Raw genomic sequence first — 20724 nt, forward strand, 5'->3', positions numbered from 1 at the left:
TGGTGCCCGACGTCCGGAACCGGTGCCCCGTCGTGGACGTCGTCGTGGGCCCGCCGGCTCAGCTCTCCGGGGTGGGCCGGGCGACGATCCGGCGGGACCGGTCCGGCAACCGGTCCACGATCCGGCCGATCCGTTCGGTGGTGCCCTGCAGCGGGGCGAGCGCGTCGGCGAGCACGCCGATCTGGCGGTCGAGGGCGTCGATCCGGGTGGCGACCGACCGCAGGTCCGGTGCGACGGCGGAGAGCTGGTTGGCCGCCTCGGCCACGTTGGCGTCGAGCGCCGCGAGCCGGGGCGCGGCACGACCGCCGTCCTCGGTGGCCGGGTCGGCGACGGCGGCAGCGAGCCGCTGCACCACGCCGTCCTCCGTACCGATCGCGCTCGCCAGCGCGGCCAGGTCGTGCCGGACGCTCGCGAGCTCCGACAGGGGCTCGACGGCACCGGCCAGCCGGGCCAGGTCCGCCCGGGCCCGGGCGAGCTCGCGCAGCGGCTCGACCGCCTCGGCCAGCCGGGTCAGGTCCTCGCGGGTACCGGCCAGTTCCTGAAGCGGGCCGACCGCCGCGGCGAGATCCCGCATCGACGGGACGGCCGCGGTGAGCGGTTCCAGGTGCTCGCCCGCGGCGGCGAGGTCGCGCAGTGGTCCGACGGCGGAGGCGAGCTCGCCGAGGTCCTCGCGGGTGCGGGCGAGTTCCTGCAGGGGTTCGACGGCGTCGGCGAGGCGCTGCAGCGCGGTGACCGCTCCGGCGAGGGCCGCCAGGTCCGCGCGGGCCGGGGCGAGCTCGCGCAGCGGTTCGGCGGCGCCGGCCAGCACGTGCAGGTCCTCGCGCGCGGCGGCCAGCTCACGCAGCGGCTCGACCGCCGTGCTCAGCTCGCGCAGCGGTTCCACCGCGGTCGCCAGGTCGGACAGCGGCGCGGCGGCACCCGCCAGGTCGGTGAGCGGCCCGACCGCACCGGAGAGGTCCCGCAGCGCCTCGACGGCACCGGCGAGCTCGGTCAGCGGGCCGGCCGCGTCCGCCAGGCCCCGCAGCGCCTCGACCGCACCCGCCAGGTCGGTCAGCGGCCCGACCGCACCGGAGAGGCCCCGCAACGCCTCGACCGCACCGGCCAGATCGGTCAACGGGCCGGTCGCACCCGCCAGGTCGCGCAACGGCTCGGCCGCGCCCGCCAGGTCCTGCAGCGCCTCGACGGCACCGGACAGGTCCCGCAACGGCCCGGCGGCACCGGCGAGTTCGCGCAGCGGCCCCACCGCGCCCGCGAGGTCACGCAGCGGCCCGACGGCGGCGGCCAGCTCGTGCAGGTCACCGCGGACCGCGGCGAGTTCGTGCAGGTCGGCGCGCACCGCCGCCAGCTCGCGCAGGTCGTCGCGGACGGTCGCCAGTTCGCGCAGCGGTTCGACGGCACCGGCGAGGGTGCCGAGGTCCTGCCGGGCCCGCGCGAGCTCGGTCAGCGGGCCGGCCGCTCCCGCGAGCTCCACGACGGCCTCGGTCAGCCGGTCCACCCGGGCGACGGTCTCGGGATCGTCCCAGAGCGCGGCGACGCGGCCGAGGACGTCGTCGAGCACCGGTGCGAGCCCGGTCAGCGCGGCGTCGACTCCGGCGATGCGGCGGGGCAGCGCGGTCACGTCCGCGGCGACCGACGGTAGCGCCTCCACAGCACGGGGCGCCTCGGCGAGCCAGCCGGGCAGCCGGCGTCCGATCTCCACGGCGGCGCCGACGGTCCCGAGCGCTGCACCGATCACCGTCCCGGTGACGCCCGCGGGCGACCACGGGGACGGAACGGGCTGCTCTGCCATCGGTCTCCTCCGGATCACGGGCGCTGGGTCGCGGGCACTGGGTCAGGGGCACTGGGGCAGGGGCACTGAATCACGGGTTCCGGACGGCAACCCCCGGCGGAGTGCCAGCTTCCCAGATCGGGCGGGCACCGGCCGGTCGGCACCTCGCGTCGGCAGGTCCCGCAGCACGTCGCGCACTGCGTCCCCCAGTACGTCGCTCAGTACGTCCGTCAGTAGGACGTGTCGTCCACCCGAGCCGACCCGGTGGCACCGGCCTCGCGGGCGGCGGCGTCGTCGAGGATCGTCGCGGTCCCGCTGGTGCCGAACCGGGTGGCGCCCGCCGTATGGAAGGTGAGCACGGTGTCCAGGTCCCGCACCCCACCCGACGCCTTGACCTGCACCGACGGCCCGACGGTGCGACGCATCAGCGCCACGTGCTCGGGTGTCGCACCACCGTCGGCGAACCCGGTGGAGGTCTTCACGAACGCCGCCCCGGCCCGCTCGGCCGCCCGGCAACCGGCGACGACGTCGTCGTCGGAGAGCAGCGCGGTCTCCAGGATGACCTTCACGGTCCGGCCGTCCGCGGCCGCGACGACGGCGCGGATGTCGGCCTCGACGTCGTCGAGCAGGCCGCTGCGCAGCCGGCCGACGTTGAGCACCATGTCCAGCTCCGTGGCGCCGTCGGCGATCGCCTGCCCGGCCTCCGCGACCTTGGTCGAGGTCCCGGTCGTGCCGTGCGGGAAGCCGATCACCGTGCCGACCGCGACGCCGGTCCCGGCGAGCCGGTCGGCCGCGTGCGCGACGTCGCTGGGACGCACGCACACGCTGAAGATCCGGTAACGGGCGGCGAGGTCGAGCTGGGCGTCGACCTCGGCCCGGGTCAGCTCGGGCCGCAGGATCGCGTGGTCGATCATCCCGGCGATCTCGGCGGCGGTGGGGTGCGGAGCGCGCACGGGGCCTCCTCCGGCGGGTGGGTCTCCCCCGCGACGGCTGCACGGGCGGGCACCGAGGCTACGCGGACCGGCGCACCCTCCGGGCCGGGTGCGCGCGGGGTCGTCACCACATGCGGTGACCGCACGACGCTGCGATGCTGACCCGACGTGCCGGAGATGCCGGTGTCGGGAGAGGACGGCGATGGCGGACGACGAACGGCGCCTGCCCGCTCCGCAGCCCGCGGAGCAGGCCGGTCCCGCACTGCGGTTCGAGCGGTCGCGACATCCGTCCGGGGCACCCGTGCTGCAGGTGGTGGGCGCGGTCGACGACGCCACGGCGGCCGACCTCCGGGTGGAGCTGGGCGCCTGGTCCGACGAGGGCCCCGGTCCGGCCGGCGACCTGGCCGGCGACCTGTGCGGCGACCTCGTCGTCGACCTGGTCGTCGACCTGTCCGGCGTGCAGTTCCTCGGCACGGCGGGGCTCACGGCACTGCTCGAGGCCCGGGACATGGTCGCGGCGGAGGGCGGTCGCCTGCGGGTGCTGTGCGGCCGCAGCCGCCCGGCCCGCCGGGCGTTGCAGGTCACCGGCGCGATGAACCTGATCGAGGTGCTCGACCGGGTGCCCGGGAAGCCGGTCGCCGCGCGCGACGTGCTGTTCGGCGTTCCCGGACCGGACGTGCGGCTGGACGGTCAGCCCCGGCGGAACGAGGGATAACCGGCCCGCGCCTCCTCGGCGCACCGGCGCAGGTAGGCCCCGATACCGCCGGGCGGCGGAAGCCCGGTGTTCGGCACGCCCGTCCCGGCGGTGTCCCCGGCAGAGACCTCGGCCGTGTCCCCGGCGGGGGTCGGCTCGATCGTCGCTGCCCCGTCGGCCCGTACCCGCCGGATCGCCTCGCAGATCCACTCGACCTGGCCCTGCAGGCACGCGGCGTCGTTGCCGTGCCCACGCGAGACCGCCGACGGGACGAACAGGTTGGGGAAGCCGTGGGCGGTGATCCCGAGCGCCCCGGCCGTGGTGAACCGGGCGCCGTCGCGGCCACGGAGCTCGACCCCACACCCACCGGCCTGCGCGAACCCGGTGGCGAGCACGACCACGTCGAGGGCGTGCACGGTGCCGCTCGCCAGCTCGATCCCCTCCGGGCGGATCCGGGTGACCGGGTCGTCCCGTACCCCGACGACGTCGACGTCGTCGCGCGCCACGGCCTCCAGGTAGCCCTGGTCGGTCGCGACCGGGCGCAGTCCGAAGTCGTCGTTCTCGGGGACCAGCAGCTTCGTCAGCCGGGGATCGCCGCCCAGCCGCTCGCACATCCGCTCCCGGACCTCACCGGCGACCGCGGCACGCAGCACCTCGTCGGTGAGCACACCGGGCAGCGCGGCCGGGCGCAGGAGCAGCGGGTCCTCGGCGTACAGGGCCGCGACGTCCGCCGGCCCGACCCCGGACAGTTCGCGCTCCAGCCCGCCGAACGTGCTCCGGACCGCCTGGCGGACCTCGGACAGGCGCGAGCGGTAGGCCTCGCGTTCCGGCCAGCCGTACATCGGGTTCGCCGCGGGCAGCACCCAGCGCGGCGAGCGGGCGAACAGGGTGAGGTGCCCGGCCACGTCGGCGGCCCGTGGGACGAGCTGGACCGCGCTGGGCCCGTTCCCGACCACCCCGACCCGCTTGCCTGCGAGGTCCGGCCCCCGGGCCGGCCATGCCCCGGTGTGGACGACCGGGCCGGCGAAGTCGGTCCGGCCCGGGATCGCGTCCCGGCGCGGCGACCCGAACACCCCGGTGCAGCAGAGCAGGAACCGCGCCCGGACGGAGCCGCCGTCACCGGTGCGGACCACCCAGCCGTCGTCGTCGAACCGCGCGGAGACGACCGGGGTGGCCGGTTGCAGGTCGCGGGTCAGGTCCAGCCGGTCGACGGCGAAGCGCAGCCAGCGGAGCACCTCGTACCCGGCCGGGAAGCGCTCACTCCAGCCCCAGTCGCGGTAGAGGTCCTCGGAGAACTGGTACTGGTAGGCGTACCCCTCGGTGTCGATCCGGGCACCCGGGTAGCGCTGGTGGTGCCAGACGCCGCCGGGCTCGTCGGCGGCGTCGAAGCAGCGGACCCGCAGGCCCTGCTCCCGTAACAGGTGCAGCGCGTACAGGCCCGCCACCCCGGCCCCGACGACGACCGCGTCCAGCTCGTCCACCGCCACACCTCCGCGACCATCGTCGCCGGTCGGCGGCCCCGGGGCCGTCTCAGATCAACACACCTCGCCGGACGTTCCGGCCGGTCACGCCGATACCTGTGGCCCCGGTGCGGCCGGCACGCTCCCCGGCGAGCGCCTGCCCAGCACCGGGTAGAGCCCGCCGAACACGACCAGTCCGAAGATCGCGAGGACGACCGCGACCGTGCCGCTCATCGCGGCGTAGCCGCCGGTGAGCAGCAGCAACGCAGGCAACCAGCCGGTCACCCAGCCCTGGATCGCGCAGACGGCACCGGTGTAGCGGCCGAGCCGCTCCTGTTTGAGGCCGAGCAGCAGGAAGAACAGCAGCCACAGGAACGCCCAGTACAGCCAGATGACACCGAAGCCCGGGTCGGCGAAGCGGGTGAAGTTCAGCCAGGAGAACACCAGCGCCGAGACGAAGACGAACAGGCAGAAGTAGCCGAGCCCGGTGCCGTCCAGCCCGAGGGTGATGTTGAGCGCGACGTAGAGGTAGGTGAACGAGAACAGGTAGAGCCCGGAGGCGGCGAGGATCGCGTTCGCGTCCCCGTTCGCGGTGAAGATCAGATAGGTGGGTGTGATGATCTGCAGGCCACCGACGAAGAAGTTCATCGGTGCGGCGGACTTCTCGTCCACCCACCCCAGCAGCATCACCCCGTTGATGAACAGCACGGCGCCGACGAACAGCAGCCCGACGGATCCCATCGCAGGTTCCTTCCTTCGAGGGGCCGGTGCCGGGACCGGTCGGGGGCGGTCGGTCCCGGCACCGGGTGGGCCCGGCCGCGGACGGCCGGGTGCGGGAGGCGTGGCTCAGGCGCGGGCCACCGGGACGCCCTGACCCGGGTCGATCGTCGTCGGACCGTCCTTGCCGGGACGGACGTCGAAGCCGAAGATCTCGGTCGGCAGGTAGACCGTCGAGCAGGAGTTCGGGATGTCGACGACGCCGGAGAGCCTGCCCTCGATCGGCGCTGCACCGAGGATCATGTAGGCCTGGATGTCGGAGTAGCCGAACTGCTGCAGGTAGTCGATCGCGTGCAGGCAGGCCCGCTGGTACGACAGGTGCGAGTCGAGGTAGCGCTGCTCGCCGTCGAGGGTCACCGAGGTCCCGGAGAACGCCAGCCACTCGCTGTACTGCGGGTCGGTCCGGCCCGGCATGAAGATCGCGTTCTCGGAGACGCCGTACTTGGCCATGCCGCCCTTGATGACGTCGACGTGGACGTCCATGAACCCGCCCATCTCGATGGCGCCGCAGAAGGTGATCTCCCCGTCGCCCTGGGAGAAGTGCAGGTCACCCATCGAGAGCTTCGCCCCGTCGACGAACACCGGGTAGAAGACCCGGCTGCCCTTGGTGAGGTTCTTGATGTCCTGGTTGCCGCCGTTCTCCCGCGGCGGGGCGGTGCGCGCGCCCTCGGCGGCGACCCGGTCGAACTCGGCACCGCTGAGGTTGCCGAGGATGGCCGAGTCCGGGTTCGGCGGCAGCGCGAGCGCCGGGACCCGCTGCGGGTCGGTGTCGATGAGCGCCTGCTCGCGGGCGTTCCAGGTGCGCAGGAGCTCGGCCGACGGGGCGGTGCCCATCAGGCCGGGGTGCACGATCCCGGTGAACGACACGTGCGGGACATGCCGCGAGGTGGCGACGCCGCCGCGGAAGTCCCAGATCACCTTGTAGGCGTCCGGGAACTGCTCGGTGAGGAAGCCGCCGCCGTTGCGGGTGGCGAACACGCCGGTGTAGCCCCAGCCCTGGCCGGCCAGCGGCCCGGAGTCCTCCTGCGGGATCGGCCCGACGTCGAGGATGTCCACGATCAGCAGGTCGCCGGGCTCCACGCCCTCGACGTGGATCGGGCCGGACAGCACGTGCACGCTCGCGAGCGGGGCGTTGAGGATGTCGTCGGCGGAGTCGTCGTTGCGGATGGCGCCGTCGAACCACTCGCGGCAGTCCACCCGGAAGACGTCCCCGGGGCGGACGCGCACCTGGGCGGGGACGTCCGGGTGCCAGCGGTTGTGGCCGACGATCGGCTGTTCGGTGAACCTCTTGCGGGAGTCGAGCGGGAACACGACCTCGGGCATGACGACACGACCTCTCAGGAGTCGAGGTGGACCGGATACCGGTCGGCCGGATGTGGGTCGACCGGGACGGCGAGGGCAGGCCGCACCGCACGACGGGCGAGGCCCGCCGTGGGAACGGGGTGACGGTGGTGGCTCCCGGCCGGTCAGGGGCGCGGGAGTCCGCGGGTACGGGGATCGAGCCGGGGGGCCGGCCGGGCGGGCCGCCCCGATCCGGGGATCGAGGTGACGACGTCCGGCTCGGTCCGCGACCGCTCGGACCGGTCGATCGCGGCCATCCGGCCGCGGTCGGCGAGGCCGAGCAGGGGTGGCGTGATCATTCGCGGCGCCGGGGCGCCGCAGGCCGGGCAGGCGACCGACGCCGGTGCCGTGCCGATCGGCCGTCGCACGTCGACGGGGCCGTCGGCCGCGCACCGGTAGGTGTAGGTCGCCATCTCCGACCACCTCGCTGTGAGCCGTGGATCCAGGACAGGAGAACCAGGGGCGGTGCAACCAGCAACCACCGACGTCGTGCACGTCATCGACGCGGTGGGAAATAATTTCTCAGGAAAGCTACTGCGGTGACGTAGGGGTGTCAACGTCACAATTGTTGAATGACGTCCCAGGTCAGCCCGTCGGCGGCGGCGAGGAAGACCCGCTGGCGCAGGTGCCGGTCACGGACCTCGACGGTGCCCCGCGGGCTCTCGTAGGACAGCCCGTCGGAGACCGCCATCATCGGGGCGACCTCCGGGGAGCCCGCCCGCCGGATCAGCGCGGTCAGCAGCCGCACCCCCTCGTAGCAGGACTCGCCGAGGCTGTTGAGGACCGGAGCCTCCGGCCCGAACCGGCGCGCATAGGCGGCGGCGAAGTCCAGGCCGGCCGCGGTGGCGAGGTCCTCGAAGTAGCCGGCCGAGGTCATCAGTCCCCGGGTGTTGTCCGCCCCCGAGGCGAGCAGCACGTTCTCGTCGATCAGCGAGCTGAACCGCAGGATGTCGCGGTCCATCCCGGCCGCGGCGAACGAGCGATTGAACTCCACGGCGTCGTTGCCGATCAGGAGCATCAGCACGGCCTCGCAGCCGCTGCGGTCGACCCGGCGCAGGACGCGCTCGAACCGCGAGGTGCCCAGCGGCACGTACATCTCGTCGCAGACGGTGCCCCCGATCCGGCGCAGGTACCGGCGCGCCACCGCCGCCGAGCGGCGCGGCCAGACATAGTCGTCGCCGACGATCGTCCAGCGGCGGACGCCGACGGTCTCGGCGAACCAGTCCAGGGTCGGGCCGAGCTGCAGGTCGGGTGTCTCGCCGGTGAGGAAGACGCCGGGCCTGCGCTCGCCGCCCTCGTAGAGCGCGGTGTAGGCGTACGGGACGCGGCCGTCGATCGCCGGAGCGACGGACTCGCGCACGGCCGAGATGTGCCAGCCGGTGACCGCGTCGATCGACCCGGCCCGGACGAGCGCCTCGACCTCGCGGGCGACGTCGTCGGGGGCGGCGCCGCCGTCGACCGGGAGCAGCTGCAGTTCCCGGCCGAGCACCCCGCCCTCGGCGTTGATCTCCTCCATGGCCAGCGTCCCGCAGCTCTCGCAGGACGGGCCGAAGATCCCCGCCGGCCCCTGGAGCGGGACGACGAGCGCCATCGTCAGCACGTCGCGCCTGCGCGCGTGCGGCAGCGAGAGACGCGGTGGCGCCATCCCGCTACGCTAGAACCGATCCACCCGTGAGCACTGCTCCGTTCGGAGGGATAGTCACCGTCGATGTCGCACCCGGGATCCGCCGAGACGGCACGCCTGCTCTCGATGGCCGAGCGCATGGTCACCCAACAGCTCGACGACGCGCTCCGCGCCGCGGATTCCGACATCGACCAGTGGCGGGTGCTGTCGCTGCTCGTCGCCCAGGGCGGCTGCCCGATGAACGTCGTCGCCGAGCACGCGCTCCTGCTCGCGCCGAAGTGCTCCAAGCTGGTCGACCGGATGGTGTCGGCGAACCTGGTGCTGCGCCGGCCCGACGAGCTCGACCGGCGCCGGGTGCTGATCTTCGCGTCGGCCCGCGGCCGCGAGGCGCTCGCCCGCTGGGACGCGGCGGCGGCCGGGGCACGCGACCGCTGCGCGGAGATCCTGGGGCCGGACGCCGGGATGTTCGACGACCTGCTGCGCCGGCTCGCCGCCGGGCTCCGGACCGACCCCGCCGCGGCGCCGCAGGCCGGCTGAGCCCCGCCACGCCGCGGACGGGTTCACACTGGCGGGATGACACCGTCGGAGTCCTCCGGGGAGTGGGCCTGGCCGGACAGCTGGAGCGCCCGGGCCACGACCGATCTCGCCCGGCATCTCGAGCAGGCCGCCCAGGCGCTCCGCGACGGCCGCGCGGTCGTCCGGCGCAGCGCCACGAGCTGGACCTCGACCGGGCCCAACCAGCTCGAGGTCGACCTGACCTGGATGCCCGCCGAGTGAGCCGGCGCTGGAACTACGGCGTCACACTCCAGCCGACCCGTTCGGCCCACGCCTCGGCACGCCGGGTGATCTCGGCGATCAGCCCGCCCTTCGCCGCGGCGTAGGCGTTCATGTCCGGCCACTCCCGTGCCGCGAGATCCGCCTTGAGCGCTGCGTAAGCGGCCCGATCGTGCGGGTCGGCGCGGAGCCGGTCGCGGAAGAGCAGGTGCCGGCGCTCCCAGTCGCTGCCCGCGGAGCAGACGTGCACGTGGACGTCGAGGGTGGGCGTCCGCACCATGCGGTGTCCGGGCTCCCGCACCCGCAACCGGTACCCCGCCCGCTCCAGCGCGGGCAGGTAGCCGGCCTCGTCGTCGGCGTCGGCCACGCTGACGTCGATGTCGATGATCGGTTTCGCAGAGAGGCCGGGCACCGCCGTGGAGCCCACGTGGTCCACCCGGCGGGCCACGGGCCCCAGAGCAGCCTCGATCCGTCGGCGTTCGGTCTCGAACCGTGCGGGCCACCCGGGGTCGTACGGGACAAGCACGATCGCGCGCTGCTCGACACCTCCGACCAGCTCGAACTCCTCCGCCACCCGGTCATGATCCCGCACGGCCCCGGGTATTGAGCCGGGCGGCCTGGCGCGTCAGGTGGTCGCGCTCGGCCAGGTCGGTCGCCTTCCGGGCCGCCTCGGCGTAGAGGCCGGCCGCGACGTCCGGGTCGCCGTCGCGCTCGTGGAGGTGGGCCGCCACCGCGGCCCACCGGGGCAACGCCTCGTCCAGTTCCGCGAGCTCGGCCAGGCCGGCCCGCGGGCCGTCGGCCTCCCCGACGGCCACCGCCCGGTTGAGGCGGACGACCGGGCTGTCGGTCAGGCGCAGCAGCTCGTCGTACCACTCGACGATCTGCACCCAGTCGGTCTCCTCGGCCCTCGGTGCGTCGGCGTGCAGGGCCGCGATCGCGGCCTGCGCCTGGAACTCCCCCAGCCGATCGCGCGCCAGCGCCGCCTGCAGGATCCCGACGCCTTCGGCGATCAGGCCGGTGTCCCAGCGTCCGCGGTCCTGGTCGGCGAGCGGGACCAGGCTGCCGTCGTCCGCGGTCCGGGACGCCCGCCGGGCGTGGTGGAGCAGCATGAGCGCGAGCAGCCCCGCCACCTCCGGGTGGTCGATCGCGGCCGCGAGCCGGCGGGTCAGCCGGATGGCCTCGGCGACGAGGTCGACGTCGCCGGAGTAGCCCTCGTTGAAGACGAGGTAGAGCACACGCAGCACGGTGGCGACGTCGCCGGGTCGGTCGAACCGTACCGTCGAGACGGTGCGTTTGGCGCGGCTGATGCGCTGCGCCATGGTCGCCTCCGGCACCAGGTAGGCCTGGGCGATCTGGCGGGTGGTCAGCCCGCCGACGGCGCGCAGGGTGAGCGCCACCGCGGACGACGGCGACAGCGACGGGTGCGCGCACAGGAAGTACAGCTGCAACGTGTCGTCGACCGCCGGGACGGTCACCGGCTCCGTGTCGCCCAGCGCGGCCCCCTCCTCCCGCCTGCGTCGGGCGGCGTCGGACCGGGTCGCGTCGAGGAACCGGCGCCAGGCCACCGTGACCAGCCAGCCCCGGGGGTCCCGGGGCGGGTCGGCCGGCCAGACACGGAGCGCCTCGACCAGTGCCTCCTGCACGGCGTCCTCGGCCGCCGCGAAGTCGGCTCCGCGACGGACGAGGACGGCGAGCACGCCCGGGGTCAGGCTCCGCAGGAGCGTGGCGTCCACCGTGTGCTCACTCCGTGACGGTGGGCGGTGCGGTCAGGAACGGGCGCAGCTCGAGCCACTCGTGGATCGGCTTCCCACCGGCGCCGGGGGCGGCCGAGAGCTCCCCTGCCAACTCGAGGGCCCGGTCGTAGCTGTCCACGTCGATGATCATCCAGCCGGCGATGAGGTCCTTGGTCTCCGCGAACGGGCCGTCGGTGACCGGCGGGCGCCCCTCGCCGTCGTACCGGACGAACGTCCCCTCGGGGGCGAGCGCCTGGCCGTCGACGAACTCGCCGGCCTCCTCGAGCCTGGCGGCGAAGTCGTTCATGTACCGGATGTGGGCCGAGACCTCCTCGGGGGTCCACTGGTCCATCGGCACGTCGTTCACCGACGCCGGGGCGCCGCGGTAGTGCTTGAGCAACAGGTACTTGGCCATCGTGGTCTCCTCGGTGTGGTGCGGCCCATCGTGGCCGCATTCACGTCGGGGACGGAGCCCGGCACGGGTTCTCGACATGCCCGCCGAAGATTTTTTCCCGGCTGCCCCGATCGAGCTCAGTCGTCGGCCGAGGACACCTCGCGGCGCCCCTCCAGACGTACGACGATCCGGGGCGACGTCGCGTCGGGTCCCGCACCGAACTCGTCGACGATCCGGTCGGCGAGCGGTTGCAGGAACACCTGCCCCAGCTGCCTGATCATGATGGTCAGGACCTGCTCGCCGATCGTGCTGCGCGCCGAGGCGAGGCCCCGGCGGCGCAGGTCGCCGACCTGGTCGGCGGTCAGCGCGCTGAGCTTGCTGACGAGGTCGCCGCGTTCACCGTGCGGGTCCAGGACCGCACGGCGCAGGTAGTCCACGACGGCCGGGCTCTGCGCGAGCATGGCGGCCACGGCGCGGTCGCGGGCCGCGGCCACCTCCGCGCCCGAGCCGTCCGCCGGTGCGGTCAGGATCGCGTCGGCGAACCGGTCGACGATGTCGACCTCGACCGCTTCACGCAGCGCCTCCTTCGTGCCGAAGTGGTGCACGATCAGCCCGACCGTGACCCCCACCCGGGCCGCGACGGCGCGCATCGGCGTGCCCGCAACCCCGCGCTCCGCGAACAGCTCCAGCGCGGCGTGCCGGATCCGTGCCCGGGCCGTGAGGTCCTCCTCGCGGCGCGGCCGCGAGCGCTCGCTCATGTCGCCGACCGGGCTTCCACCGTCACGGCACGCATCGTACGACCCCGCCCTTGTGTCGATCACGCCGCGGACTATACGCTTCGCCCAACTTACTGTACGCATGTACAGTCGTTCTCGATGACGGGAGACGACGTGGACCGAGGGTCGGCCGCGCCGCTGCACGGCGTGCGCGTGGTGTCGCTGGCGGTGAACGTCCCGGGCCCGGTGGCCGCGGCACGGCTCGCCGACCTCGGCGCCGACGTCGTCAAGGTGGAGCCGCCGGCCGGGGACGCGTTGCAGGTCGCGGCGGCCGGTTGGTACCGCGAGCTGACCGCCCGCCACGAGGTCGTGACCCTCGACCTGCGCGATGCCGCCGACCGCGAGCGGCTCGAGGAGCGGCTCGCCACGGCCGACGTCCTGCTCACCGCGATGCGTCCGGCCGCGCTGGACCGGCTGGGCCTGCGCGCGAGCGTGGGACGGCACCGGCTGGTGCACGTCGAGATCGTCGGCTACGACGGCGAGCGCGCCGGTGAGGCCGGGCACGACCTGACCTACCAGGCCGCGCACGGGACGCTGCAGCCGCCGGCCGTCCCGACCGTCCCGGTCGCGGATCTCCTCGGCGGGGAGCGGGCCGCCCTCGCCGCCGTCGCCGGCCTGCGCCTGCGTGATCGCAGCGGTGACGCAGTGCACCAGCCGGTCGTGCTCGACCACGTCGCCCGGGACGCGGCCGCCGGCGTGCGGCACGGGCTGACCGGGCCCGGCGACGTGCTCGGCGGAGCCAGCCCCGGGTACGGGATCTACCCGACGACCGACGGATACGTCGCCGTCGGCGCGGTCGAGCCGCACTTCGTCGCGCGGCTGGGTGACGCCGTCGGCCGCACCCGGGCCGAGCTCGCCGCGCGGTTCGCCACGGCGGACAGCAAGCACTGGCAGGAGCTCGGCAACGAGCTCGACATCCCGATCGTCGCGGTCGGGTCCATCGTCGACGACGACACCCTCCAGGAGATGCGATGACCACCCTCGCCGGCGTCCTCGCCCGCACCGCCCGCCGCTGTCCCGACCGGATCGCCGTGCAGTTCGGCGACGTGGCGCTCACCTACGCCGAGCTGGACCGCGAGGTGGACGCGCTGGCGGCCGAGCTGGCCGGCCGTGGCCTCGCGCAGGGCGACCGCATGCTGCTGCTGGCCGGCAACAGCGACGCGTTCGTCGTCGCCGTCTACGCCGGGCTCCGCCTCGGCGCGATCGTGGTGCCGATCAACCCGCGCTCGGCCCCGACGGAGATCGACTACCTGGCGACCGACACCGGGGCCCGGCTCCTGCTGTTCGGTCCCGAGGTCGCCGACGGCGTCCGGGCGTGGCACTCCCTGCCCGACCGGACGGGCGAGGCGGAGCCGCTGGCGCTGGGCGCCGTCGAGGGATACGACGACGTGCGCAGCGCTGCCCGGGACCACGCCGCCAGGAAGCACGCAGCCCGGGGCCACGCCGCACGGCCCGCCCACGTCGAGGTCTCCGAGGACGACGACGCTCTGATCATCTACACGTCCGGGACCACCGGGCGGCCCAAGGGGGCGCTGTTCGACCACCGCCGGGTGCTGTGGGTCGGGATCAACACCAGCATCGGCATGGGTCTGCGGGACGGGGAGCGGATGCTGCACGTCGCACCGCTGTACCACGCGGCGAGCCTCAACATGCTGCTGCTGAACGGGATGATGCTCGGAGCGACCCACGTGATCCTCCCGGCGTTCGAACCGGCCACGGTGGCCGACACCCTCGCCCGCGAGCGGATCACGTTCTTCTTCGGCGTCCCGACCATGTACACCCATCTGCTGCGGCTGCCGGACCTCGCCGATCGTGACCTCTCGCGCCTGCGGATCTGCCTCTACGGCGCTGCACCGATGCCCGCCCACACCGCCGAGGCCCTGGTCGCGGCGCTGCCCGACGCCTGGATCGTGCAGGCGTGCGGCCAGACCGAGGGCGGGCCGGGCGGCATCCTGCTGCACCACGACGACGTCGTCGCGCGCCCGGAGGCCAGCGGCCGGGTCGCGGTGCCCAACACCGAGGTGCGGATCGTCGACCCGAGCGGGAACGACGTCGAGCCGGGCGGCGTCGGCGAGATGATCATGCGCGGTGAGTCCATGATGAAGGGCTACTGGCGCAAGCCGGAGGCGACCGCCGAGACCGTCCGCGACGGATGGGTCCACACCGGCGACCTCGCCCGGATCGACGAGGACGGCTACATCACCCTCGTCGACCGCCTGAAGGACCTCATCATCACCGGCGGGGCCAACGTCTACTCCGCGGAGGTGGAGGGCGTCCTCGCCGCGCACCCCGCGGTCGGCGACCTGGCCGTCGTCGGGCGCCGGAACGAGGAGTACGGCGAGATCGTCGTCGCCGTCGTCGACCTCGCGCCGGGAGCCTCGCTCACCCTCGACGAGCTGCGCGAGTACGGCCGCACGCAGCTGAGCGGCTACAAGCTCCCGCGGGAGCTCACGATCGGCGCCGTCCCGCGCAACCCGTCCGGAAAGATCCTCAAGCACCGGCTCCGGGTGGACCTGGATGGCTGAGGAACTCCCACGACGTCCACACCCGCTGACAGGAGACGCCGCATGACCCGAGACGCCGTGATCGTCGACGCCGTCCGCACCCCGGTCGGCAAGCGCGGCGGGCAGCTGCGCGACTGGCACCCGGTCGACCTGCTCGCCCACACCCTCACCCACCTCGTCGAGCGCAGCGGCGTGGCCCCGGACGCGCCGGCCGACGTGATCGTGGGCTGCGCCCTGCAACGCGGCGAGCAGACCGGCAACGTCGCCCGCACCGCGCTGCTCGGCGCCGGGCTGCCGATCGGCCTGCCCGGCACGACCCTGGACCGGCAGTGCGGTAGCGGTCAGCAGTCGGTCCATTTCGCGGCGCAGGGCGTGCGCTCCGGCGAGTACGACGTCGCGATCGGCGCCGGTGTCGAGTCGATGTCGCGGGTCGACCTCGGCCCGCTGTTCGACCCGAGCGGGCCGCGGGGCGAGTGGTACGGCGAGCGGGCACTCGCCCGGTTCGGGGGCAACCTGCCCGCCCAGGGCCCGTCCGCCGAGCTGGTCGTCGCCAAGTGGGGCTACACCCGCGACCAGCTCGACGACTACGCCGTCCGCAGCCACCAGCGGGCCGCCGCGGCGACCGAGGCCGGGTACTTCGCGTCCCAGCTCGTGCCGCTCGAGGGCGTCGACGGCCCGATGACCCGCGACGAGGGCATCCGCGCCGCGCCCGACCGGCAGCGGATGGCCGCGTTGACGCCGGTCTTCGACCCGGCGGGGGCGATCACCGCCGGGAACTCCTCCCAGATCAGCGACGGCGCCGCCGCGCTGCTCGTCGCCGACCGGGCGTACGCGGATGCGGCCGGCCTGCGGGCGCGGGCACGGATCGTGTCGATGGCGGTCGCCGCCGACGACCCGGTCCTGCAGTTCACCGCCATCCTCGCCGCCACCCGCGCCGCGCTCGACCGGGCCGGGCTGACGATCGGTGACATCGACCTGGCCGAGGTCAACGAGGCGTTCGCACCCGTCCCGATGCTCTGGCGCGACGAGTTCGGCTACCCGGACGACCAGCTCAACGTCAACGGCGGCTCGATCGCGATCGGCCACCCGCTCGGCTCGACCGGCGGACGCCTGCTCACCCAGCTCCTCGACGAGCTGGAGCGTCGCGAGGCCCGCTACGGCCTGCTCACCGTCTGCGAAGCCGCCGGCATGGCCAACGCGACCGTCATCGAACGCCTCCCCTGACCCCACCCGTGCACCGATGAAGGAGTCCCGCGTGCCGGCACCGCCCCGCACCGTCGTGACCGGATACCCGTCCACGATGGGCGACGACGTCCAGCTCAACACCACCACCCTGATCCGGCACGCCGCCCGGACCCACGGCGACCGCGAGATCGTCTACCGGCTCCCGGACGGCGGCTGGGACCGCTACACCTACGCCGACGCCTACGACCGCATCGTGCGCGGGGCGAACGCCCTGGCCGGCCTCGGCGCCGGCCCGGCCACCCGGGTCGGCATCCTCGACTGGAACAGCCGCCGCCACTACGAGCTGTACTGGGCGATCCCCGGGCTCGGGTCGGTGATGGTGCAGCTGAACCTGCGCCTGGGGCCGGAGGACCTGTCCTTCGTCGTCTCCGACAGCGGGACCTCGATCGTCTGTGTGGACGAGACGCTGCTGCCGGTCGCCGAGGCCGTGGCCCCGATGCTGCCCGAGGTCACGGCGTGGGTCGTGCTGACCGACAAGCCGCTCGACCGGATCAGCACGACGCTGCCGAACGTGCACCACTACGAGGACCTCCTCGCGGCCGCGTCGCCCCGGATCGACTGGCCGGAGATCGACGAACGCTCCGCCTACGGCGCCTGCTACACGACCGGCACCACCGGCCGGCCGAAGGGCGTCTACTACTCGCACCGCGCGATCTGCCTGCACTCCTTCTCGCTCGCGACCAACATCGGCATGACCCTCGACGACTGCACGATGCTGATCACCCCGATGTTCCACGGGCAGGCCTGGGGGCTGCCGCAGGCGGCCACCCTGACCGCCAACAAGATCGTCCTGCCGGGCCGGTACACGGCCGAGGACACCAAGCCGCTCACCGACGCGCTGATCGCCGAGGACGTGACCGTCACCAACGGCGCTCCCGCGATCTTCGGGCCGATGCTGGACTACATCCGCTCGCTGGAGGACAGGCCCGACCTGGGACGGCTGCGGATGATGTCGGGCGCGACCGAGCCGCCGCTGTCGCTGATGCGCGGCTTCGCCGAGCTGACCGGCGCGGAGATCGTGCACGCCTACGGCGCGACCGAGACCACGCCGCTGGTCACCATGAACCGGTACAAGCCGGGCGTGCGCGCCCGGCTGTCCGGTGACGACCTGCTCGAGCTCAAGCGCAAGCAGGGGCTCCCCGCCACCATGGTCGACGTCCGGCTCGTCGACGCGGCCGGCGAGGACGTCCCGCACGACGGCGTCGCCCAGGGCGAGATCTGCGTGCGCGGCCCGTGGATCACCACGCGGTACCACAACATGGCCGACGCCGACGACCGCTTCGCGGACGGCTGGTGGCGCAGCGGCGACGTCGGCACGATCGACCCGGACGGCTACCTCAAGGTCACCGACCGGCTCAAGGACGTGATCAAGAGCGGCGGCGAGTGGATCTCCTCCATCGACATGGAGAACTTCCTGACCGGCCACCCCGCCGTCGCCCAGGCGGCGGTCGTCGGGCTGCCGCACCCCAAGTGGCAGGAGCGGCCGTTCGTGCTCATCGTCCCGACCCCCGGCCACGAGGTGACGCTCGAGGACCTGCACGCGCACCTGTCGCCGGCGTTCGCGTCCTGGCAGCTGCCGGAGTCCTTCACCACGGTCAGCGAGATCCCCCGCACCAGCGTCGGCAAGTGCGACAAGAAGACCATCCGCACGACGTGGGCCGGTCACTACGGCGGTACCGATGACTGAGCAGCCCACCCGGACCCTGGTCTCCGCCGAGCGGCACGGCCCGGTCGCACTGCTCACCCTGGAGCACGCCGGGTCCTACAACGCGCTCGGCCGCGACCTGGTCACCGAGCTGACCGGCCGGCTCACCGACGCGGCCGCCGACCCCGACGTGCGCGTCGTGGTCCTCACCGGCGCCGGCCCGGCGTTCTGCGCCGGCGCCGACATCGCCGAGGTCCCGGCCATGATCGGTGCCGCGCCGACCGACGAGCTGCCGTTCGACCGGCTCTTCGACGTCCTCGCCGACTACCCGACACCGACGGTCGCGGCCGTACGCGGCATCGCCTACGGCGGCGGGTGCGAGCTGGCGCTGGCCTGCGACATCGCGATCGCCGGCCGTTCGGCCCGGTTCGCCGTCCCCGAGGTCAAGCTCGGAGTCATCCCCGGGGCCGGTGGCACGCAGCGGCTCGTGCACGCCGTCGGCAAGGCCAAGGCGATGCGCATGCTGCTGTCCGGCGACCCGGTCGGCGCCGCGTGGGCCTGCGACGCCGGGCTGGTCGCCGACGTGGTCGACGACGACGAGGTCGTCCCGGCCGCGCTCGAACTGGCCGGCCGCATCGCCGGGAACGCGCCGCGCGCCGTGGCACTCGCCGCGGACGCGGCCCGCCGGGCCCACGACCAGCCGCTGCGGGAAGGGCTGGCGACCGAACGCCACCACTTCCTGCGCGCGCTCGGCACCGACGACGCCCGCGAGGGGCTGTCCGCCTTCACCGCAGGACGCACACCTGCCTTCACCGGCCGCTGAGAGGGAGCATCCGATGATTCTCGACGACTACCGCGCCCCGTGGGCCACCCAGGAGCTCGACGACCTGCGCGAGCTCGCCCGCACCTTCATCGCCAAGGAGGTCGTGCCGAACCAGGAGCGCTGGGCCGCCCAACACATGGTCGACCGCGAGTTCTGGCGGGCCGCCGGCCGGGCCGGGCTGCTCTGCATCAGCATCCCCGAGGAGTACGGCGGCGGCGGCGCGACGTTCGCGCACGAGGCCGTCATCGCCGAGGAGCAGGCCCGCGTCGGTGACGACGCCTGGGCCAACATGGTCCACAGCACGATCGTCGCGCACTACATCGACGCGTTCGGCACCGAGGAGCAGAAGCAGCGCTGGCTGCCCGGCATGGCCTCCGGCGACCTCGTCGGCGCGATCGCCATGACCGAGCCCGGAACCGGCTCGGACCTGCAGAGCGTCCGCACCCGCGCGCGCCGCGACGGCGAGGACTACGTGATCGACGGCGCCAAGACGTTCATCTCCAACGGCACCCACTGCGACCTGCTGGTCATCGTCGCCCGCACCGGGGAGGACGAGGGAGGCAAGGGGCTGTCGCTCATCGTCGCCGAGACCGAGGGCCTGGAAGGCTTCGAGCGCGGTCGCGTGCTGGACAAGGTCGGCCAGCACGGCCAGGACACCCGGGAGCTGTTCTTCTCCGGCATGCGGGTGCCGGCCGGCAACCTGCTCGGCACGGAGGGACGCGGCTTCGCCCAGCTGATGCAGCAGCTGCCGCAGGAACGGCTGATCATCGCCGTGGCCGGCGCCGCATCCGCCACCGCGGCCGTCCGCGAGACGATCGCGTATGTGAAGGAGCGGAAGGCATTCGGGCAGAACCTGATGAGCTTCCAGAACACCCGCTTCGTGCTCGCCGAGTGCGCCGCCGAGGCGACCGCCGCCCGCAGCATGGTCGACGGGTTCATCCCCCGGCACGTGGCCGGAGAGCTGGACGCCGCGTCGGCGTCGATGGCGAAGTTCTTCTGCACCGACGTGCAGAACAACGTCGCCGACCGCTGCCTGCAGCTGTTCGGCGGGTACGGCTACATGAACGAGTATCCGATCGCGCGCATGTTCACCTCGGCCCGCGTGCAGAAGATCTACGGCGGCACCAACGAGATCATGAAGGAGCTCGTGGCCCGGTCCTTCTGAGGTTCTTGTGAGGCCCCGGCGGCACAACCCGGCCGGGTCTTCCGGACACCCGGTGGGGTGTCGGCGGTGCTCAGTTGCCGCCTGCGTCGAGCAGCCAGTGGTAACGCAACCGCAGTGCCCGTTCGGCGCTGCCCAGCGCGGCCCCGAGGGCGAGCGCCACGTTCAGCCAGAGCGGGAGGTGGATCGGCGAGACGAAGATGCCGATGTTCTCGGCGATCGGGGGAATCCGTGAGATCGGTTCGAGGAGCTGGAGCAGGTTCAGGCCGAGACCGATGACCAGCATGACCACCGACACGACACCGATCGCCCGGCTCAGTACCGGATGACCCCGCTCGAGACGCGCCCGGCGCCCCTCCGCCGATCTCGGATCAGGGACCAGCTGATGCTGGGTGCTGACTGTGTCGACATAGTGACAGCGCTTCAGCCCGACCGCGGATGTCGCCACCTCGATCGCCCCGCCCGGCACCGGCAGAACAGCGGGCACCCGGGACGACGCGTGGTGCCGGCCTTCCCGGTAGAGGTGTGCGATCACTCGCCCCTCCCGGTCCCCCTGGTGCCGCACGTCGACGGAGTAGCGGACCGGTCGACCGTCGGGCCCGCCCAGATCGAGGTGCAGCAGAGCCCGCCCCGTGAACATCTGCCACCAGCGGAAACGCTTCAGCGGGTGCCCGTCCCCGGGCTTGATCCGACGGATCGCCCGCCGCCGTCGCCACCCCGTCAGCATTGTTCCCCCGACACTCGACGCCCGGTCCAGGTTCGCCGGTAGGACGCTCCTATGGTTCGTCAAGGCCTTGAGTGCTCGCTTCGAGCTGGCGGAACAGCTGTCGTGCGGTGTAGCGCTTGAGGCAGCGGCGGATCTCCCGGTCGGTCTTGCCTTCGGTGTGGCGCCGTTGTGTGTAGTCGCGAGTGGCCTGGTCGTAGCGTTGTCGAGAGAGCACGATGCTGTGCAGGGCTCGGTTGAGCTGGCGGTCGCCGGAACGGTTGAGCCGGTAGCGGACGGTGCGCCCGGAGCTGGCCGGGATCGGGGCGGCTCCGGCGAGCATGGCGAAGGCGGCCTCGTCGCGGCAGC

General features: G+C 73.5%; 22 protein-coding genes. 9 read left to right on the plus strand and 13 right to left on the minus strand.

Going from position 1 to position 20724, the window contains the following annotated elements:
* Positions 1-58: 58 nt before the first annotated feature.
* Both BM093_RS11470 and deoC read right to left on the minus strand, forming a co-directional pair.
* On the minus strand, positions 59-1789 hold the full coding sequence (locus BM093_RS11470; RefSeq protein ID WP_093341337.1) for a hypothetical protein: 1731 nt from the start codon (positions 1787-1789) through the stop codon (positions 59-61).
* Positions 1790-1998: 209 nt separating this feature from the next.
* Entirely contained in the window at positions 1999-2721 is a 723-nt protein-coding gene (deoC, locus tag BM093_RS11475) for a deoxyribose-phosphate aldolase (protein WP_093341339.1), read from the minus strand.
* A gap of 181 nt (positions 2722-2902) precedes the next feature.
* Between deoC and BM093_RS11480 the strand changes: the two genes are divergently transcribed.
* A complete protein-coding gene (locus BM093_RS11480; protein WP_093341341.1) occupies positions 2903-3415 on the plus strand; it encodes an STAS domain-containing protein in 513 nt (170 codons plus the stop codon).
* Here the strand turns inward: BM093_RS11480 and BM093_RS11485 are convergent.
* The 5 genes from BM093_RS11485 to BM093_RS11505 form a co-directional block, all read right to left on the minus strand.
* Complete coding sequence (locus BM093_RS11485; RefSeq protein WP_177238401.1) at positions 3391-4875, minus strand: flavin-containing monooxygenase; 1485 nt, start codon at positions 4873-4875, stop codon at positions 3391-3393. The two genes, BM093_RS11480 and BM093_RS11485, sit on opposite strands and share 25 nt — an antisense overlap.
* Positions 4876-4959: 84 nt before the next feature.
* Positions 4960-5595 (minus strand): AmiS/UreI family transporter, encoded by a 636-nt coding sequence (locus BM093_RS11490; protein ID WP_093341345.1) that lies wholly within the window; start codon positions 5593-5595, stop codon positions 4960-4962.
* A 105-nt stretch (positions 5596-5700) separates the two neighbouring features.
* Positions 5701-6954 carry a formamidase gene (gene fmdA, locus BM093_RS11495; protein ID WP_093341347.1) on the minus strand — a complete coding sequence of 418 codons (1254 nt, stop codon included), beginning with the start codon at positions 6952-6954 and terminating at the stop codon, positions 5701-5703.
* Positions 6955-7097: 143 nt separating this feature from the next.
* Complete coding sequence (locus BM093_RS11500) at positions 7098-7385, minus strand: FmdB family zinc ribbon protein (RefSeq protein WP_093341350.1); 288 nt, start codon at positions 7383-7385, stop codon at positions 7098-7100.
* Between the two features lie 146 nt (positions 7386-7531).
* Positions 7532-8617, minus strand: a complete 1086-nt coding sequence (locus tag BM093_RS11505) for a substrate-binding domain-containing protein (protein ID WP_177238402.1) — start codon at positions 8615-8617, stop codon at positions 7532-7534.
* A gap of 63 nt (positions 8618-8680) precedes the next feature.
* On the opposite strand from BM093_RS11505, the gene BM093_RS11510 reads away from it, so the two are divergent.
* Together BM093_RS11510 and BM093_RS11515 are read left to right on the plus strand one after the other, a co-directional pair.
* Complete coding sequence (locus BM093_RS11510; RefSeq protein WP_093341352.1) at positions 8681-9133, plus strand: MarR family winged helix-turn-helix transcriptional regulator; 453 nt, start codon at positions 8681-8683, stop codon at positions 9131-9133.
* Between the two features lie 36 nt (positions 9134-9169).
* A complete protein-coding gene (locus BM093_RS11515) occupies positions 9170-9373 on the plus strand; it encodes a hypothetical protein (protein WP_093341354.1) in 204 nt (67 codons plus the stop codon).
* Positions 9374-9386: 13 nt separating this feature from the next.
* On the opposite strand, the gene BM093_RS11520 is transcribed toward BM093_RS11515, so the two are convergent.
* The 4 genes from BM093_RS11520 to BM093_RS11535 form a co-directional block, all read right to left on the minus strand.
* Positions 9387-9944, minus strand: coding sequence for a GrpB family protein (locus tag BM093_RS11520; RefSeq protein ID WP_093341357.1), 558 nt, complete (start codon positions 9942-9944; stop codon positions 9387-9389).
* Positions 9945-9948: 4 nt separating this feature from the next.
* A complete protein-coding gene (locus BM093_RS11525) occupies positions 9949-11103 on the minus strand; it encodes an RNA polymerase sigma factor (RefSeq protein ID WP_093341359.1) in 1155 nt (384 codons plus the stop codon).
* A 7-nt stretch (positions 11104-11110) separates the two neighbouring features.
* On the minus strand, positions 11111-11518 hold the full coding sequence (locus BM093_RS11530; protein WP_093341361.1) for a YciI family protein: 408 nt from the start codon (positions 11516-11518) through the stop codon (positions 11111-11113).
* 116 nt (positions 11519-11634) lie between these two features.
* On the minus strand, positions 11635-12255 hold the full coding sequence (locus BM093_RS11535) for a TetR/AcrR family transcriptional regulator (protein ID WP_093341363.1): 621 nt from the start codon (positions 12253-12255) through the stop codon (positions 11635-11637).
* A gap of 117 nt (positions 12256-12372) precedes the next feature.
* On the opposite strand from BM093_RS11535, the gene BM093_RS11540 reads away from it, so the two are divergent.
* From BM093_RS11540 to BM093_RS11565, 6 genes are read left to right on the plus strand one after another with little or no spacing between them, the layout of a single operon-like run.
* Positions 12373-13248: a CoA transferase gene (locus BM093_RS11540; protein ID WP_177238403.1), complete on the plus strand. Its 876-nt coding sequence runs from the start codon at positions 12373-12375 to the stop codon at positions 13246-13248.
* Positions 13245-14798: a class I adenylate-forming enzyme family protein gene (locus tag BM093_RS11545; RefSeq protein WP_093341371.1), complete on the plus strand. Its 1554-nt coding sequence runs from the start codon at positions 13245-13247 to the stop codon at positions 14796-14798. Before BM093_RS11540 ends, BM093_RS11545 begins: the two co-directional genes overlap by 4 nt.
* A 42-nt stretch (positions 14799-14840) precedes the next feature.
* The gene (locus tag BM093_RS11550; RefSeq protein WP_093341374.1) at positions 14841-16001 is read left to right on the plus strand and encodes a thiolase family protein; all 1161 of its coding nucleotides are present in this window, start codon (positions 14841-14843) and stop codon (positions 15999-16001) included.
* A 31-nt stretch (positions 16002-16032) separates the two neighbouring features.
* Complete coding sequence (locus BM093_RS11555; RefSeq protein WP_245773456.1) at positions 16033-17709, plus strand: long-chain-fatty-acid--CoA ligase; 1677 nt, start codon at positions 16033-16035, stop codon at positions 17707-17709.
* Positions 17702-18490, plus strand: coding sequence for an enoyl-CoA hydratase/isomerase family protein (locus tag BM093_RS11560; RefSeq protein ID WP_093341379.1), 789 nt, complete (start codon positions 17702-17704; stop codon positions 18488-18490). Before BM093_RS11555 ends, BM093_RS11560 begins: the two co-directional genes overlap by 8 nt.
* Positions 18491-18503: 13 nt before the next feature.
* Entirely contained in the window at positions 18504-19655 is a 1152-nt protein-coding gene (locus BM093_RS11565; protein ID WP_093341381.1) for an acyl-CoA dehydrogenase family protein, read from the plus strand.
* A 70-nt stretch (positions 19656-19725) separates the two neighbouring features.
* Here BM093_RS11565 and BM093_RS11570 read toward each other — a convergent pair whose 3' ends face one another.
* On the minus strand, positions 19726-20292 hold the full coding sequence (locus BM093_RS11570; protein WP_245773457.1) for a hypothetical protein: 567 nt from the start codon (positions 20290-20292) through the stop codon (positions 19726-19728).
* Positions 20293-20428: 136 nt separating this feature from the next.
* On the minus strand, positions 20429-20724 hold a 296-nt coding region (locus BM093_RS11575), incomplete at its 5' end, for a transposase (RefSeq protein ID WP_143105339.1).

The sequence above is a fragment of the Pseudonocardia ammonioxydans genome (assembly GCF_900115005.1).
Classification (GTDB): Bacteria; Actinomycetota; Actinomycetes; order Mycobacteriales; family Pseudonocardiaceae; genus Pseudonocardia; species Pseudonocardia ammonioxydans.

Excerpts from the sequence above, each read along its gene's own strand:
- BM093_RS11470 (WP_093341337.1), bottom strand. The coding sequence starts at position 1,789 with ATGGCAGAGCAGCCCGTTCCGTCCCCGTGGTCGCCCGCGGGCGTCACC.
- BM093_RS11480 (WP_093341341.1), top strand. The coding sequence starts at position 2,903 with ATGGCGGACGACGAACGGCGCCTGCCCGCTCCGCAGCCCGCGGAGCAG.
- BM093_RS11490 (WP_093341345.1), bottom strand. The coding sequence starts at position 5,595 with ATGGGATCCGTCGGGCTGCTGTTCGTCGGCGCCGTGCTGTTCATCAAC.
- fmdA (WP_093341347.1), bottom strand. The coding sequence starts at position 6,954 with ATGCCCGAGGTCGTGTTCCCGCTCGACTCCCGCAAGAGGTTCACCGAA.
- BM093_RS11500 (WP_093341350.1), bottom strand. The coding sequence starts at position 7,385 with ATGGCGACCTACACCTACCGGTGCGCGGCCGACGGCCCCGTCGACGTG.
- BM093_RS11505 (WP_177238402.1), bottom strand. The coding sequence starts at position 8,617 with ATGGCGCCACCGCGTCTCTCGCTGCCGCACGCGCGCAGGCGCGACGTG.
- BM093_RS11510 (WP_093341352.1), top strand. The coding sequence starts at position 8,681 with ATGTCGCACCCGGGATCCGCCGAGACGGCACGCCTGCTCTCGATGGCC.
- BM093_RS11515 (WP_093341354.1), top strand. The coding sequence starts at position 9,170 with ATGACACCGTCGGAGTCCTCCGGGGAGTGGGCCTGGCCGGACAGCTGG.
- BM093_RS11530 (WP_093341361.1), bottom strand. The coding sequence starts at position 11,518 with ATGGCCAAGTACCTGTTGCTCAAGCACTACCGCGGCGCCCCGGCGTCG.
- BM093_RS11535 (WP_093341363.1), bottom strand. The coding sequence starts at position 12,255 with ATGAGCGAGCGCTCGCGGCCGCGCCGCGAGGAGGACCTCACGGCCCGG.
- BM093_RS11540 (WP_177238403.1), top strand. The coding sequence starts at position 12,373 with ATGACGGGAGACGACGTGGACCGAGGGTCGGCCGCGCCGCTGCACGGC.
- BM093_RS11545 (WP_093341371.1), top strand. The coding sequence starts at position 13,245 with ATGACCACCCTCGCCGGCGTCCTCGCCCGCACCGCCCGCCGCTGTCCC.
- BM093_RS11550 (WP_093341374.1), top strand. The coding sequence starts at position 14,841 with ATGACCCGAGACGCCGTGATCGTCGACGCCGTCCGCACCCCGGTCGGC.
- BM093_RS11560 (WP_093341379.1), top strand. The coding sequence starts at position 17,702 with ATGACTGAGCAGCCCACCCGGACCCTGGTCTCCGCCGAGCGGCACGGC.
- BM093_RS11565 (WP_093341381.1), top strand. The coding sequence starts at position 18,504 with ATGATTCTCGACGACTACCGCGCCCCGTGGGCCACCCAGGAGCTCGAC.
- BM093_RS11570 (WP_245773457.1), bottom strand. The coding sequence starts at position 20,292 with ATGTTCACGGGGCGGGCTCTGCTGCACCTCGATCTGGGCGGGCCCGAC.